Origin of the sequence: Candidatus Nitrosopumilus sediminis (assembly GCF_000299395.1) — an archaeon.
In the GTDB taxonomy this organism is placed as follows: Archaea; Thermoproteota; Nitrososphaeria; order Nitrososphaerales; family Nitrosopumilaceae; genus Nitrosopumilus; species Nitrosopumilus sediminis.
Genome location: NC_018656.1, coordinates 1,505,498 through 1,519,837, shown reverse-complemented (window position 1 = coordinate 1,519,837; position 14,340 = coordinate 1,505,498). Strand labels below are relative to the sequence as shown.

Sequence of the window (14,340 nt, the reverse complement as noted above, 5' to 3'; positions counted from 1 at the left end):
TTCATTGAGTTTAATATCTTTCTGATTTGCTTCCCAAACATTAAAATCCATTATGGGTCAACTGCACCCATTGGTATCTAATTCTGCATTAGAAAGTACAATTGATAAAATTTTAAAAAATACTGAACAAGATATTTTGTCTAATATCAAATCCGGCTTAGAAGAATCGCAACAAAATCTAGATGATGCTATTCCTAAATTGGAAAGTGAATACGATAAAATCATTTCAGATGGCAAAAAAGAGGCTGATAAGATTGAAAAACAGATCACAGGAAGTTCTGATATTGAAGCCAGAAATAAACAACTTATGGCATTAGAGGAAGCAGTTGATAGAGTATTTTCTACAGCATTAGACCAAATTGCAAATGCTGATCGCAGTGGCGATTATTCAAATCTCATTAAGACTTTGATTGAAGAATCAATTCAAACTTTAGGTACATCAGAAATTTCAATTTCTACAAATGCAAAAGATAGAGATATTGTTCAGTCTGCATTATCTCAATTCTCTGGTGCTGAACTATCATCTGAGACAATTGATTGTCTTGGAGGAATTAAAGTAAAATCAAAAGATGGTACCATGACATTCGATAATACGATCGATGCTAGAATTGAACGTATGAAGCCTTTAATAAGGAAAGATATTGCAGCAAAATTCGGAGTGGGAAATTAGAAAATGGCAGCTCAAGGTAGAATTGTTTGGGTAAGTGGCCCAGCTGTAAGAGCAGACGGTATGTCTGATGCAAAAATGTATGAAACTGTTACAGTAGGAAATTCAAAATTAGTAGGTGAGGTTATTCGACTTACTGGAGATGTAGCATTTATTCAAGTATACGAATCAACAAGTGGATTAAAACCTGGTGAGCCTGTAGTAGGTACTGGAAACCCACTCAGTGTATTATTGGGTCCTGGAATTATTGGACAACTTTATGATGGAATTCAAAGACCACTAAGAGAACTATCTAAAGCATCTGGTTCCTTCATCGGAAGGGGTATTACAACATCTGCTGTAGATATGACAAAAAAATATCACTTTGTCCCAACAGTAAATAATGGAGATGAAGTATCTGCAGGAAATATTATTGGAACTGTTCAAGAAACTGATCTTATCGAACACTCTATTATGCTTCCACCAGATCATGCAGGTGGAAAAATTTCAAACATTGTATCAGAAGGCGATTATGACTTAGAAACTGTACTAGCTACTACTGAAAAAGATGGACAATCAATTCAAGTTAAAATGTATCATAGATGGCCTGTACGAAAACCACGTCCTTACAATAAGAGATATGATCCAACTGTCCCACTTTTAACTGGACAACGTGTAATCGACACATTCTTCCCAATTGCAAAAGGAGGAACTGGTTCAATTCCTGGAGCATTTGGAACAGGAAAGACTGTAACATTGCACCAAATTGCAAAATGGGCTGATTCTCAAGTTGTTGTTTACATTGGTTGTGGTGAAAGAGGAAATGAAATGACTGAAGTATTAGTTGAATTCCCACATCTCAAAGATCCACGTAGTGGAAAACCATTAATGGATAGAACTGTCCTAGTAGCAAATACTAGTAACATGCCAGTAGCAGCAAGAGAAGCAAGTATCTACACTGGTGTCACGATTGCAGAATATTACAGAGATATGGGTAAAGACGTTGTACTTGTAGCAGATTCAACAAGCAGATGGGCTGAATCACTCAGAGAAATGAGTGGTAGATTAGAAGAGATGCCTGCAGAAGAAGGTTATCCATCATATTTAGCATCTAGATTAGCAGAATTTTATGAAAGAGCAGGTCGTGTTCAAGCAACTGGTAGTCCAGAACGTGATGGCTCAGTTACTTTGATTGGTGCTGTATCTCCATCTGGCGGTGACTTTACAGAACCAGTCACAACCCACACAATGAGATTTATCAAAACTTTCTGGGCATTGGATGCAAAACTCGCATACTCTAGACACTACCCATCAATTAACTGGATGAACAGCTATTCGGGTTATCTTGCAGATATTGCAAAATGGTGGAGTGAAAACATTAGTGAAGATTGGTTTAGCATTAGAAGTGAAACTTATGGTGTTTTACAAAGAGAAGATACACTAAAAGAAATTGTCAGACTCTTAGGTCCTGAAGCATTACCTGATGAAGAAAAATTAATTCTTGAAGTTGCAAGAATGGTAAAGATTGCTTTGTTACAACAAAACTCATTTGATGATGTTGATACTTATTGTAGTCCAGAAAAACAATTCAAATTAATGAAATTGTGTGTTGACTTTTACAAAAAGGGACAACAAGCACTCAAAGAAGGTGCATCATTATCTGACATACGTGAGTTAGGTGTAGTAAGCAGTTTACTCAAGGCAAGAATGGATGTCAAAGATGATGAAATGCCAAAACTTGATCAATTAGATAAAGATATGCAAGAACAATTCAAATCAATTTCAGGAGTGAAGGTATCAAATTGACAACAGAAGGCGGAGTTCAATACAGTAAGATTGCAGAAATCAAAGGACCTCTAGTTGTTGTAGATGATGTTGAAAATGCAGCATTTGATGAACTTGTTGAAATTGAAACTACTGAAGGTGAAAAAAGACTAGGTAAAGTTCTTGAAGTAGGAAACGGCAAAGCTATCGTTCAAGTTTTTGAGGGAACAACTGGATTATCAATCTCTGGAACCAGTGCAAAATTTGTAGGTAAAGTTATGGAAATGCCAGTATCAAAAGAGGTGCTTGGTAGAGTATTTGATGGATTAGGAAGACCAAAAGATGGACTACCAGATCCAATTGCTGATAAATTTGTAGACATTAACGGAGAACCAATGAATCCAGAACAACGTGAATACCCAAAAGACTTCATCCAAACTGGTGTATCTGTAATTGATGGTTTGATGACTCTAGTTAGAGGACAAAAACTTCCAATCTTTTCAGGTTCTGGTATGTCTCACAATCTTTTGGCAGCACAAATCGCAAGACAAGCAAGTGTTGTTGGAACACAAGACGACTTTGCTGTTGTCTTTGCAGCAATTGGTGTGCAGTACAGTGAGGCAGAATATTTCAGACGAAGTCTTGAAGAGTCTGGTGCACTAAAAAGAAGTGTTCTATTTCTAAATACAGCAGATGATCCTGCAATTGAAAGAATCATTACTCCTCGTGTTGCTTTAACTGTGGCAGAATATTTGGCATTTGAATTAGGAATGCACGTTCTGGTTGTAATTACTGATATGACAAACTATGCAGAAGCACTTAGAGAAATTAGTGCAGCAAGAGAGGAAGTTCCTGGAAGAAAAGGATATCCTGGTTATCTTTACACTGACCTTTCAACACTTTATGAAAGAGCAGGAAAACTTAATGGAAGAAAAGGTAGTGTTACACAAGTTCCAATTTTATCAATGCCATCAGATGACATTACCCACCCAATACCTGACCTTACCGGTTACATTACTGAAGGACAAATAGTAGTTGGTAGAGATTTATTCAGACAAGGAGTTTATCCACCAATCAATATTTTGATGAGTCTTAGTAGACTGATGAAAGACGGAATCGGTGAAGGAAGTACAAGAGAAGATCACAGTGAAGTTTCTAACCAAGTTTATGATGCATATTCTAGAGCACAAGAAGTAAGAGCACTAGCAGGTATTGTAGGTAAAGCAGGACTTACTGAAATTGACCTCAAATACTTGGAAGTAGGTGATACCTTTGAAAAAGAATTCCTTACACAAGCAACTGATGAGAACAGAACTATTGAAGAAACACTTACTCTTATGTGGAAGATTGTCTCAAAATTACCAAAGAATGAGATTACTAAAATCAAAGACAAGTACGTAGAGCAATATTACAAGGAAGAGTAACTAAATGTCATTTGGACAAAACGTTGCAGCAACAAAAATTGAACTTTTCAAATATAAAAAATCCAGCCAAATAGCCACAATGGTTCAACAAATTTTAGATGATAAACGTAAAGTTCTCTTAAAAAATATTGAAGAGATGATTCAAGAAGCATCTAAAGCAAGAGGTGGAATTTGGGATCCATTACAAGATATTTACAAATCAGTAAACGAAGCTTATCTAGCACTAGGTACTAACACTGTTGATTCTGTAGCAGAATCTACCCCTCCTGTAATGGAAGTAGATGTTCATGTTAGAAGAGTAGTTGATGTTAAAATTCCAGCATTAACCGTAACTGAAAAAGATACTAAATCAATGCCTTATGGATTTGCAGATACAAATTCTTCAATTGATAGAGCGGCAAAACAAATTAAAGAATTAATGCCAAAAATTTGTAAAGCAGCTGAATATGAAAATTCAATTTTCAGTCTTGCAAAAGCATTAGAAAAGACACAAAAATTACTTAACGCACTTGAAAATGTCATTATTCCTCAATACAAAGATAATATTCGATTTATTCTTTCTACTCTTGAAGAGAGGGAAAGAGAAGAATTCGCAAAGTTAAAAAAAGTGAAAGAAAAGATGGAAAGTGGAAAATAATGGCAAAAGAAGAAATTAAAAAATTACTTGAGAATTCAAAGAAAGAATTAGATGGAAATTATGATGATTTTGTAAAATCTATCCAAGACGATCTAACCTCATTCAAAAAGAAAACATTAGATCGAATTTGAGACTCTTATCTCATCATGATTTAAATATGGATATCATGGAGCTTGATCGTAAATGAAATCTATCGTCATGTTACTTTTGGCAGCATCAGCAATTTCAATTCTAGGTTCAACTGGAGTTGCATTTGCAGCAGAAGATGGTGCATCTGGTGGCGACTCTATGAAACTCTTAGGTGCTGGTTTAGCATTTGGTATTGCAGCCGGTGGAGCAGGAATAGGTCTTGGTCAAGTAGGTGCAGCAGGTCTTGCAGTCATTAGTGAGAACCCAGCTTTACAGTCAAAGGTGTTCATCTTCGTAGGTATGGTCGAGTCAATCGCAATCTACGGTATAGTTATGATGTTTATCATCTTAGGACAATAGTCCAAACTACATATTTTTCAAATTTTTAGATTTTTTGTTTAATTGTATTTTAGCTTGTTAACATCCAGTACTCTTGCACAATATCTGCACTTGAGAACTCTTCCTTCCTTGTCAATTACATCCATCACTGATTCAATGTATTCTGTACTGTTTGTAATGCAATCAGGATTTGAACATCTAAAAATCCTGTCAATCTCATTAGGCAATGCCACTCTTCTCTTCTCCACAAGTTTGTATTCTTTAATCATGTTGATTGTTGCCTTTGGGGCAATGACTGCTAGCTTGTTTGTGTCATCGTCTTTTAGAAACTTGTTTTCAACTTTGATAATGTCTTTTTTCTTGAATTTACCACTTGGAACATTTAGGGCTATGGTGATTAGACTTCCATCCTCCCCGTTTATTCTCAAAGCATTAAGAACCTGAAGACCCTTGCCTTCATCTATATGGTCAATTACAGTACCTTCCTTAATTCGTCGAACCATAAGGTCGGACTGTTCCATCAGAATACTTTGTATAGTCACCTGTATATATTATTGAAAGAATGAACGAGTTCTACCAAAAAGACATAATCTCGATTAAGGACTATACTAAAGAACAATTAGAAACTATCTTTACATCCACTGATAAAATCCTTAATCTGAGCCCCTTTGATAGAAGAGAAATTTGTAAAGGAAAAACATTAGGATATTTGTTTTATGAACCAAGTACCAGAACTCGTTTAAGTTTTGATTCGGCTATGGCCTCAATTGGTGGCAACTCATTGGGAATTTCTGATATTACATCTTCATCCACTCAGAAAGGTGAGAGTCTTGCAGATACTGTTAGGATTATGTCAATTTATTCAGATATTCTTGTTTTACGTCATCCTTTGGATGGGTCAAGTAGATTTGCAGCTGAAATTTCTGATAAACCAGTAATCAATGCAGGTAGTGGAACTGAAGAACATCCAACTCAAGCAATTCAAGATTTGTTTACAATCAAAAAAGAAAAGAAAAAGATTGATGGGCTAAAAATCGGAATTGTAGGGGATTTAAAATATGGTCGCACAGTATATTCTCTATTACATGGACTAGGAAATTATGATGTAGATGTAAGATTGATTTCTCCTGAATCACTAAGAATAAGATCAGATTCAACTTATGAAATTAAAAAAAGATTAGACTTGACTGAAACTACTGACATTGAAGAACATCTAGATGATCTTGATGTTCTCTATGTCACAAGAATCCAAAAAGAGAGATTTCCTGATGAAGAAGAATATCTCAAAGTTAAAGGAAGTTATGTTGTAGGATTAGATATGTTAAAAAGAATGAAAGACGATGCCATAATTTTACATCCACTGCCAAGAATAGATGAAATTTCAGCTGATGTTGACAAAACAAAAAATGCCAAATATTTTGAGCAAGCCGAATATGGAAAATATACTCGTTCTGCACTATTAGGTATGATTATCAATGAAAATGGATTTTAATTTTTAGAAAATCCGTATTCCATATATCTAGAGACATTCCAATATCAGTAGTTGACTGAAACTAAAATAATTCCCATTTTTCCACTAGACCTGGTATTATTTCCAAGGCAAGAACTACCACTTCGAATTTTTGAGCCTCGATATAAGCAACTAGTTGATGATTGCATGCTTGGTGATGGCCAGTTTGGTGTATGTTTGATTGATGAAAATAACTCTATCAATGGATGGAACTCTCCTAAATTGATAGGTACCATTGCCAAAATTTCAAAGTGTGAAGATGTAGAACTTGATGGATTGCAATTGCACATTGAAACCATTGGAAGAAATTCATTTAAAATTAAAAGAATTATTCCACCATCAATTACTCAACCTGAAAATTATGATCCCCTTTCAGTAGAGGGACACCAAGAAATTTCTGAATTGCATGAAAAAATAGGAACAGAAGAAAAAATGTACATTCAAGCTGAAGTTGAAATGATTCCTGAAATTGATGAGAATATCTCACTTGAAAAATGGGAACATTTAGTTGAAATGTGGAAAAAGAAAATAATCAAACAAGCTTTACCTCAAGTCGTTGATTCTCATTCATTGGATCATGTTTTAGAACAATATTATCTGAATACTGACACACCGACAATTGACTATATTTACTCTTTATCAGCATTAGGCGCCAAGGATCCTAATGACCTCCAACCCATTTTAGAAGCAACATCCATGGATGAACTAATTAAACGAGTTGAAAAATTACTAACAGTACAATGATATCCTTAAAAAATTTTGGAATCTTTGCGATAGTCGTATGTTTGTTGTTTCCTGCATCTAGTGTTTATGGACATGGATTTGGTGTTGACACAATTTCATCTGTAGATGTTCAAGGGAAGCAACTGTCCATCATGGTAGAAATGCCAATGTATTTTGAGAATCGACAGGATCAAATTACAATCACTGCAGTAGAAGATGAATCCAAAGAAAATGCAAAAAATGTAACTTTTCTGATTGGATTATTCCATAAAGATAAAATGATTTTTAGAAATTATTTCTTTTCTGAAAATGGTGTTTTACCGATTATAGTTACTCCAACTGAAGATTCTGAAATAACAATTCATGGTGAGCAAGACTCTTTGCTTGGGGCTTGGCATGGAACTGAATCTAATCCTGTAGAAATTTCAGGACCTTTGTTTAATTCAGGTGGTTTATACAATTTTGAGATTGAGGTCAGAACAATTGATGAGCCTACCAATATCATAGAGGATTCAGGCATCTATAATGCAGATTTGAGCCTGATTGAGACTATATCTTTCATACAACAAGACTCTGAAAATAATGATGTTGAATTCCGCTCAAAATCATATTTTGATACTGTAACTAATTTCGTATATGACTCTGATGCAAAAGAAATTCGATTTGAAATGCCTTTTGACTGGAGTGAAAAACAAATGTCACATGTATCTGTAGTTCATGTTGAAACACATTTCCCTAAAGATTTTGTAGAATTTTTGCCTCCTAGTTATTCTGCAACTGTTAATGGAATTGAACTTTTCAAATCATCTGTATCAGTTGATGATTATACAGAAGACAATGAAAGAATTGTTCATCTTGTTCTACTGCAAGATCATTTGCGTTATATGAAAAATGAAATGAAAAAATCTGATAAACCCCTACCTGATAATATGTTATTTACATTATCTACTAGCGAAGATATTGCATTTCCTTTAGAAGCTTATACAAAAAGTGAAGACTTTAAAGTTAATTTGTCTTGGGATCCATTAGAAGTTCAACCTGAAGTTCCCACAAATTTCATTTTCACTATTAGAGATGGAAGAACAAATGAACCTCTGAGAAGTTCTGATTATACATTTGTAATAATCCAAAATGGTAAAGAAATTCATCGTGTATCTGGAATGGCGCAAGTTGGTGGAGACTTTGAAAAATTTACATTTGGTGAAGGTCAAACAGGTCCGACAATAATCAAATTTGAAAATATTCGAAATACAGGACAAGAAACTGAATTTGCTTTAGTTGTTGTACCTGAATTTGGGAGTATTGTAATTTTTGTATTAACAATTTCTATAATGAGTGTAATTTTTGTAACAAGGAAAAGTTCACTTAATATCTAAAGTGCTACCAGCTTAACAGTATCCATGTTTTTATTTATTTGAAAATCTTTTGTCATTGTGGATACCTTTTCTGCATCTCCATCGATGAGAAAAAGTTCCATACATTTCTCTTTCTCAATTTTACTATGAAGATGTGTTGTAATAAGATCTTCAAAATTATGTGTGATTCCAGAAACAACATGATCAAATTCATCATTGTGCACTACCAAAAGAATTGCATGAATATTTCCTGCCAAATCTGCCTTTTGTTTTTCCTCTGAAACAAACGCTCTAATTCCAGCTCTGATAGCTTCAGATCTTCCTGAAAATCCCATAGAAGATTGAAGCTTGTCTAATTCTGAGAGAATCTCATCATTTAATGAGATTGAGACTATTGGCATATGCCTAATGTTATTAATTATCTTATAAGTTTAGCAATTAATCTTATTAAGATTTTATAAATTTATTAATAATTTGGTTGGAATTGCAACGTGAATACCCAAACAAAACTAGCAATAATTGCGATATCTATAGTGATTCCATTATCTTCTCTTGTTGTTTATAGCACAAATTCAAATCAGCAGTTTACACATATTGATAATCCAAAACTTCAGGTAATCTCATCATTTAACCCGCTTCATGAATTTTCACAAATAGTCGGTCAGGAAAAAGTAGATGTTACATTATTGGTCCCAGTTGGAGTTGAACCACATGATTGGGAACCTACAATCAAAGATGTACAACAAATGCAAAAATCAGATCTGATTGTAATAAATGGCGTTGGTTTTGAAAGTTGGGTTGATAATTTGGTTGAAAATAATTATCAAGGAACTATAGTTGATACAAGTATTGGAATTACAATAATACATCCTCAAGATGATGATAAAGAACATTCTGAAAAATTAGAAGATCCACACATTTGGCTGAATCCTGTTTTTGCTAAAAAACAAGTCCAAAATATTGCACTAGCATTCTCTGATGCAGATCCTGAAAATAGAGAATTTTATCAAACAAATGCAGAAAAATATAATGAACAATTAGATTTACTTGATTCAAAAATTAGAAATGAATTATCGAATTGTAATAATGATTTCATTGCATTTCATGATTCATTTTCATATTTTGCAAAGGAATATGATCTAAATCAACATACTATTATTGCAACAAATGATTTACATGGGGAAGTTACAGCAAAAACATTAGAGAATATTATATCAACAGCTAGAGAATTAAACATTAACATAATTTTTAGTGAAGAAACTATTAACACAAAAACTTCACAAATAATTGCTAACGAAATCGGTGGCAAAGTTTTGGTTTTGTCTCCACTTGAAATTGTATCAGAAGGGAATTATATTTCAAAAATGACTAAAAATCTTGAAAATCTCAAGGAGGCATTATGTTGAAAGTAGTTGAAATTAACAATTTGACAGTTCAATATCCTGATGTAAAGGCTCTAGATAATGTCAGTCTAGTTGTCAATCAAGGTGATTTTCTAGGCATAATTGGACCTAACGGAGCAGGAAAATCTACCCTCTTTGCATCTATGCTTGGACTTCATACAAAATACAAAGGAACTATCAAATTTTTTGATGAAGACATAAAAAAATCAAAAAATTACCTTAAAGAACTTGGATATGTTCCACAAAAGCCAATCTTTGAAAAAAACTTCCCTGTCACAGTTACTGATGTAGTCCGAATGGGACTAAGAAAAGAATCTGATGAAAATAAAATTGATGAGATTTTACAGCAGTTATGGATACATGAATTACGTAATAGAAGAATAGGAGAACTGTCTGGAGGACAACAACAACGTGTCTTTATTGCAAAAGCTCTTGTAAATAATCCTAAGATATTGATCTTAGATGAACCAGTTACAGGAATTGATCAACAGAGTATTGATTTGTTTTACAGTATTCTTCGTGAATTAAACTCTAAACAAAAAATTACAATCATTTGGTCATCGCATGATTTGGATGCTGTTAATAAATTAGCAAATCATGTGGCATGTTTGAATAGAACATTATTCTTTCATGGCGAATCTGAAAAATTCTTTTCTGATGATGCGCTAGTTAAGCAATATTCTGAGGCCTCGATGCAGGAACATATGCATCATCATTGATCATGTCTTTTGAGATTTTAACTTTCAGTTTTATGCATAGAGCATTAATTTCAGGAATTGCTATTGCAATTCTTTGTTCAGTTGTAGGACTCTTTCTAGTTTTAAGACGTTATTCATTATTTGGTGACGCAATTGCTCATTCATCATTTGGTGGAATTGCATTAGGATTACTAGCAGGTGTTTATCCATTATGGACAGCATATGGTGTTTCTATTGCTAGTGCACTAATTATAACAAAAATCAAAGATAGATACAATATTTCTGGAGATGCATCAATTGCTGTATTACTGTCCTCAGGCATAGCAGTTGGGCTCGTAATTATTGGATTATCTGGAGGCTTTACAATTGATATCTTTAGCTTTCTGTTTGGTAGTATTTTGTTAGTTAGTGTTGATGACACGATCTTAATCTTAGCTTTGACTGGTGTTATTCTAATTGTAATTTTGATATTCTATAGACAATTTCTTTATTCCACATTCAATGAGGAACAAGCTAAAGTCAGTGGGGTTCCTGTAGAAAAAATAAATTATTTGATAGTCTTTATGGCAGGAATCACTGTAGTTACATCAATTCAACTGGTAGGTGTATTACTAATTTCAGCTCTATTTGTAATTCCAAATGTAACTGCAATAATGTATGGAAAGGGATTCAAGCAAACTGCAATAATTTCAATGAGCTTTTCAATCTTTTCGGTGGTTGTAGGAATTTTGATATCTTACATATTTGATATTACGCCAGCAGGAACTATTGTACTGATGGCAATTGGTTTACTTGCAGGAACCATGGGAATAAAATCTGCAGGATTATTATCTAAGAATTAATCAAGGAATTTAATCTTCTTTTATCTTGTATGCTTTTTACATAAAATAACGATGTTGCTATTATTCCCAAAGCAATTAGAGGAGATGCAAGTTCAGCATATTTAATTTTAATTTCATTTAACGATTCTATTTGTGATGGTATTACTGGAATCTCTGTAAGTTTAACCATTCCAATTTTATTTGATTGCTGCTCAACAAACCATACATTGTCATTTCCATCTGATGTCATAAATTGAACAAATGATGTTTCAGTCGGAATAGGAACTTCGATTAAATTATTATTATCAGGATCATATACTCCAAGTGAATCAATCGTATGTTGTGCAAACCATACATTTCCATATTTGTCAAATGTCATTCCAAATGGTAATGCTTCCTCATCAGGAACTGAAATTCTCTCAAAAGTCTCTAAGACTGGATTAAATTTAGTGATTGCCAAGCCTGTATGCTCTGCAATCCATAGGTTTCCGTCCTTGTCAAATAACAATGCTTCAGGACCTTGTAAAACTGTATCAGTTGAGATTTCAGTTATATCATTGTCATCAGGATCAATATATCCAATCTTTCCTGAACCCGTACTAGTATACCACATCCTTCCATTATCATCAAATGCTAAAGCAAACGGCAGATTTTCTTTTCCTGATAATACAATTTCTTCAAATTCATCTTCTTCAGGTAAATATTTTACAATTCTATCTTTGTTAACTATGGTAATCCAAATATTCCCATCAAAATCTGATTTGATGAATAATGGTGTATTCTTTGAAATTACCGGATCTAATTTTGGAATTGTTTTTGTTGTAATTTGTTTTGTATCAGGATCGATAAATCCTATTTGATTTGCTGGAGTGTCTGTAAACCAAATATTTCCTTTATTGTCTTGTGTAAGAAATGTTGTAGTTAGTCCATCAAATGAATATGAAGAAAATTCTAGAGTGTCAAGTGAAAATTGCCATAATTTAGGAGATGATGCGTCACTTAACCAAATTGAATTATTTCCATCATATACTGGAAAGAGAGGCTTTGCGTCTTCTGGTAATTCATACTCTGTAATCTGAGTTTGAATATTTGCTAGTTTTGGTTTTACAAGCAAATTCATCAATTTTGATTCATTTGCGTTTTCAGTTCTCTGGGCATCAATTTCCACTAGCCATTCTCCAGAAAATCCAAATGTTAATTCCCCCTGAAACTCAGATACATTATCCTCACCTTGCTTCATTATTTGCATGGGAACTTCAATTGGAGCAATATTTCGTGATGGGTTTGAAACCTTTACTTTGACTTCATCTAAATCAGAAAGCTGATTCCCTTCAAAGTCGCTTACTTGTACCAGAATTGTGTTTGTACCGCTAGAAAATGGTGAGATATCGATATCAAATTTAGCATTTTCAGTAAACTCTATTGTCTTAAAACCATAAACAACCTCTTGAGCATCAACTTTTTGGATTTCACCTGCAGGAAGCGTTCCATTAGTTAGTAATGCAACTACTCCAAGAAGAATAATTCCTAATACTGCATCAACTTTGAGTGATCTCTTTAATTTTTTATGGACTGAAATTTTTCCAGATGAAAAATTCTTTTCAGCATTTTTTTGAACTTTAAACTGAAAAAATCCTCCTAACAATACCATGACTGCCGCAATTGCAATTTTTAGAATAATTAATTGACCATATACTGATTCAGTGATTAATCCTACATCACTTTCGAGGAACCACATTAGTGTTGGACCTGTAATGATTACAATTCCTACTGCGATGATAAATGCAATTGAGAATCTTGGAATCATTAATAGGCTCATCATTTCTCGTTTTGGTTCTTTAAGTTGAGAAAATGTTGGTAACAATGTAAAAACAAAATAAATCATTCCGCCTATCCATATTCCTGAAACTAAATTGTGAATGTAATCCAATACTAGTGCAGGCATTTCCCCACTAGCTGCTCCATGTCCAATTAAACTTGAAGTAGAAATTAATGCAAGCATAGCAACAAGCATAGGAATTTGATTTTTATTTGATAAACTCTTACTTCTATCTAATCCAAACCAGATGCCTAACAAAATCACTGTGATGATCATTCTTAGAATCCATGTCATTCCAAAGTCTGTTTGAATTGCATCTAGAGGTGATGCTTCTAATCTTATACTTTGTACTGCAATCATCAAAATATTTGAAACAAAAACTAATCCAAGACCAATACCAGTAAGCGACATGAATTTTCCGTGATGAATATTTTCAATTTTTTCTAACTCTTCTTTGATAATTTTTTTATTTTGTGTTCCCCAAATGAATAGAGATGCAATCACAACTCCTAGAACAATTGTCTGTCCTACAATCCCTGGAAATCTTGCACCTGCCTCAGGTAAAAATACAATCTCTGATGGTCTTTCTATTCCTAGAATGGAAGGATCAACTATCACATCTCCAACTGCAAACAAAAATGCACCTGGAACAAGATGTCCGTCAACTTTAGAGAGTACTTTGGTTGTTGCAGTATATACCCCATCTTCTAATGGTGGTGTTGTAACAATAAGGGATTGTTCTCCTTCATAGTAATCTGTATCTTTGTTATCTATTTGATTTCCATTATTGTCAAGCACCTTAAGTTCACTAAAGTTTATGTCAACTGGTTCTGAAAAAAATACAATTACTTTTGTGGTTCCGGTAGGTGAATTAGTTTCTAAGCTTGGAATAGTTTGTTCTGTAAATGGATGTGCATATACAAATGGTAGTGATATAGATGATAAAATAACTAAAAATATCAATAATTTCTTCATTTAATCTTCAGGTCATCTTTGATAATTTAAACAGTTTTCAAATTATTCGGGATTTGTACCAATTCACGTAAAGATAATAACGTGTTATTCTAAATTG

At 33.6% G+C, this 14,340-nt stretch carries 15 protein-coding genes; 12 read left to right on the top strand and 3 right to left on the bottom strand.

Annotated features, from left to right (window positions below):
• The first annotated feature begins 52 nt into the window (after window positions 1–52).
• From NSED_RS09045 to NSED_RS09025, 6 genes are all read left to right on the top strand, one after another.
• On the top strand, window positions 53–670 hold the full coding sequence (locus NSED_RS09045; protein WP_014965958.1) for a V-type ATP synthase subunit E: 618 nt from the start codon (window positions 53–55) through the stop codon (window positions 668–670).
• Between the two features lie 3 nt (window positions 671–673).
• On the top strand, window positions 674–2,452 hold the full coding sequence (locus NSED_RS09040) for a V-type ATP synthase subunit A (RefSeq protein ID WP_014965957.1): 1,779 nt from the start codon (window positions 674–676) through the stop codon (window positions 2,450–2,452).
• Window positions 2,449–3,834 (top strand): V-type ATP synthase subunit B, encoded by a 1,386-nt coding sequence (locus NSED_RS09035; RefSeq protein ID WP_014965956.1) that lies wholly within the window; start codon window positions 2,449–2,451, stop codon window positions 3,832–3,834. Before NSED_RS09040 ends, NSED_RS09035 begins: the two co-directional genes overlap by 4 nt.
• A 4-nt stretch (window positions 3,835–3,838) precedes the next feature.
• Complete coding sequence (locus tag NSED_RS09030) at window positions 3,839–4,471, top strand: V-type ATP synthase subunit D (protein WP_014965955.1); 633 nt, start codon at window positions 3,839–3,841, stop codon at window positions 4,469–4,471.
• Window positions 4,471–4,602: a hypothetical protein gene (locus NSED_RS11040; protein WP_016939993.1), complete on the top strand. Its 132-nt coding sequence runs from the start codon at window positions 4,471–4,473 to the stop codon at window positions 4,600–4,602. Before NSED_RS09030 ends, NSED_RS11040 begins: the two co-directional genes overlap by 1 nt.
• Before the next feature lie 67 nt (window positions 4,603–4,669).
• Window positions 4,670–4,960 carry an ATP synthase subunit C gene (locus NSED_RS09025; protein WP_014965954.1) on the top strand — a complete coding sequence of 97 codons (291 nt, stop codon included), beginning with the start codon at window positions 4,670–4,672 and terminating at the stop codon, window positions 4,958–4,960.
• 38 nt (window positions 4,961–4,998) lie between these two features.
• Here the strand turns inward: NSED_RS09025 and pyrI are convergent, their stop codons facing one another.
• Window positions 4,999–5,460 carry an aspartate carbamoyltransferase regulatory subunit gene (gene pyrI, locus NSED_RS09020; protein ID WP_026089989.1) on the bottom strand — a complete coding sequence of 154 codons (462 nt, stop codon included), beginning with the start codon at window positions 5,458–5,460 and terminating at the stop codon, window positions 4,999–5,001.
• Between the two features lie 41 nt (window positions 5,461–5,501).
• Here pyrI and pyrB point away from each other — a divergent pair, with 41 nt between their 5' ends.
• The 3 genes from pyrB to NSED_RS09005 are packed head-to-tail and all read left to right on the top strand — an operon-like array spanning window position 5,502 to window position 8,548.
• Entirely contained in the window at window positions 5,502–6,431 is a 930-nt protein-coding gene (gene pyrB / locus NSED_RS09015) for an aspartate carbamoyltransferase (protein ID WP_014965952.1), read from the top strand.
• Between the two features lie 51 nt (window positions 6,432–6,482).
• Window positions 6,483–7,193 carry an LON peptidase substrate-binding domain-containing protein gene (locus NSED_RS09010; RefSeq protein ID WP_014965951.1) on the top strand — a complete coding sequence of 237 codons (711 nt, stop codon included), beginning with the start codon at window positions 6,483–6,485 and terminating at the stop codon, window positions 7,191–7,193.
• A complete protein-coding gene (locus NSED_RS09005; RefSeq protein WP_014965950.1) occupies window positions 7,190–8,548 on the top strand; it encodes a PEFG-CTERM sorting domain-containing protein in 1,359 nt (452 codons plus the stop codon). The genes NSED_RS09010 and NSED_RS09005 overlap by 4 nt, the downstream gene beginning before the upstream one ends.
• Here the strand turns inward: NSED_RS09005 and NSED_RS09000 are convergent.
• Window positions 8,545–8,928 (bottom strand): CopG family ribbon-helix-helix protein, encoded by a 384-nt coding sequence (locus tag NSED_RS09000; protein WP_014965949.1) that lies wholly within the window; start codon window positions 8,926–8,928, stop codon window positions 8,545–8,547. The genes NSED_RS09005 and NSED_RS09000 overlap by 4 nt on opposite strands.
• A gap of 90 nt (window positions 8,929–9,018) precedes the next feature.
• On the opposite strand from NSED_RS09000, the gene NSED_RS08995 reads away from it, so the two are divergent.
• From NSED_RS08995 to NSED_RS08985, 3 genes are read left to right on the top strand one after another with little or no spacing between them, the layout of a single operon-like run.
• A complete protein-coding gene (locus NSED_RS08995; protein WP_014965948.1) occupies window positions 9,019–9,933 on the top strand; it encodes a metal ABC transporter substrate-binding protein in 915 nt (304 codons plus the stop codon).
• Window positions 9,927–10,649: a metal ABC transporter ATP-binding protein gene (locus NSED_RS08990; RefSeq protein WP_014965947.1), complete on the top strand. Its 723-nt coding sequence runs from the start codon at window positions 9,927–9,929 to the stop codon at window positions 10,647–10,649. The genes NSED_RS08995 and NSED_RS08990 overlap by 7 nt, the downstream gene beginning before the upstream one ends.
• A 32-nt stretch (window positions 10,650–10,681) precedes the next feature.
• Entirely contained in the window at window positions 10,682–11,470 is a 789-nt protein-coding gene (locus NSED_RS08985) for a metal ABC transporter permease (protein ID WP_014965946.1), read from the top strand.
• On the opposite strand, the gene NSED_RS08980 is transcribed toward NSED_RS08985, so the two are convergent.
• Entirely contained in the window at window positions 11,460–14,243 is a 2,784-nt protein-coding gene (locus NSED_RS08980) for a copper resistance CopC/CopD family protein (RefSeq protein ID WP_014965945.1), read from the bottom strand. The two genes, NSED_RS08985 and NSED_RS08980, sit on opposite strands and share 11 nt — an antisense overlap.
• Window positions 14,244–14,340: the final 97 nt, after the last annotated feature.